The 1,141-nt window shown below is 67.9% G+C and carries 1 protein-coding gene; it reads right to left on the bottom strand.

What is annotated here, in order from left to right; genetic code table 11:
* Positions 1-1,141: amino acid adenylation domain-containing protein (locus D7W82_RS39730; RefSeq protein WP_120623193.1), on the bottom strand; the 1,141-nt coding region annotated here is incomplete at both ends.

The raw sequence follows: 1,141 nt of genomic DNA, 5'->3' as shown, positions 1-1,141 counted from the left end.
GCCTTGCGGTCCACCTTGCCGTTGGAGTTGAGCGGCAGCGCCTCCAGCACCACCACCGCTCCGGGCACCATGTACTCCGGCAGCCGCTGACGCAGGCTCGCCTTCAGTGCCTCCGCTTCCAGCGTCGCGCCCGCCTTCGGCGCCACGTACGCCACGAGCCGCTTCTCCGCGCCCTCCCCCTTCGCCACTACCACCGCTTCCTTCACCGTCTCCTGCTGGCGCAGCGCGGACTCCACTTCGCCAAGCTCGATGCGGAAGCCTCGCACCTTCACCTGGAAGTCCACCCGGCCCAGGTACTCCAGCACTCCGTCCGTCCGGTACCGCACCCGGTCTCCCGTGCGGTACATGCGGCTGCCTTCGGGGCCGTACACCTCTGGCAGGAACTTCTCCGCCGTCAGCTCCGGCCTCAGCAGGTAGCCCCGTGCCTGGCCTTCTCCCGCCAGGAACAACTCTCCCGCCACGCCCACCGGCACCGGCTGGAGGTACTTGTCCAGCACGTAGGCCCGCGTGTTGGTGAGGGGCCGGCCGATGTTCGGCACCTCATTCCGCCCCACCAGCGACCACGTTGAATACGTCGTGTCTTCCGACGGGCCGTACAGGTTGTAGAGCTTCTTCACCGTCGGTACCGCGTACACGGCCTTCGCCAGCGTCTCCGGCAACGCTTCGCCCGCGAGGTTGATGACCTGGACCGACGGCGGCACGGCGCTCAGCCGCACCAACTGCGCCATCGCCGAGGGCACTGTGTTGATGAGCGTCACCTCCGCTTCCGGCTTCTCCTCCGCCAGATGCAGCGCGTTGCGCACCACCACCACGCTGCCTCCTCGCACCAGCGGCGCGAAGAGTTCGAAGACGGAGAGGTCGAAGTTCAGGCTCGTCGCCGCGAGCACCGCCTTCGTCTCCTCCTCCGTGAACGTCTCCGTCGCCCATGACAGGAAGGCCACCGCGTTCCGGTGCGTCACCGCCACGCCCTTCGGACGGCCCGTGCTTCCCGACGTGTAGATGAGGTACGCCACGTTCTCCGGGCGCACCTCCGACGTCACGGGGCAGCAGGACTCCTCCGCCCATTCCTCTTCACGGTCCAGGCACACCGCCTGCGCGCTGAAGGCGGGCAGTGATTCCAGCAGGTGCGAGTGCGCTACCA

The organism is Corallococcus sp. CA049B (assembly GCF_003611685.1).
GTDB classification, from domain to species: Bacteria; Myxococcota; Myxococcia; order Myxococcales; family Myxococcaceae; genus Corallococcus; species Corallococcus coralloides.
This window is presented reverse-complemented; position numbering and strand designations above follow the sequence as displayed.